Origin of the sequence: Leifsonia sp. SIMBA_070, from assembly GCF_046534635.1 — a bacterium.
In the GTDB taxonomy this organism is placed as follows: domain Bacteria; phylum Actinomycetota; class Actinomycetes; order Actinomycetales; family Microbacteriaceae; genus Leifsonia.
This window is the reverse complement of sequence record NZ_JAWRYK010000730.1, coordinates 1-247: the sequence shown is the minus strand read 5'-3', so window position 1 is coordinate 247 and position 247 is coordinate 1. Positions and strand designations below refer to the sequence as shown.

The window sequence follows — 247 nt, the reverse complement described above, 5'->3', positions numbered from 1 at the left end:
CTTCTATTGATGAATTATTAGAAAAACATCCTGTAGATGTGATAATTGATTTCTCTTCTGGCGAAGGAATTTACACTTATGGTGAAGCCGCAGCAAAAAATAACATTAAAATTATATCAGCAATTTCACATTATAAAGACAAAGAACTGCAGTTCTTAAAAAAACTCGGACAGAAAACAACTGTTTTTTGGTCGCCTAACATTACATTAGGGGTTAACTATTTATTATTTGCTGCTAAATTTCTAAA

Annotated in this window: 1 protein-coding gene; it reads left to right on the top strand. The window is 30.4% G+C overall.

Annotated elements, in window-relative coordinates; genetic code table 11:
- A partial coding sequence (locus SB754_RS22175; RefSeq protein ID WP_410784446.1) for a hypothetical protein occupies positions 1–247 on the top strand: 247 nt, incomplete at both ends.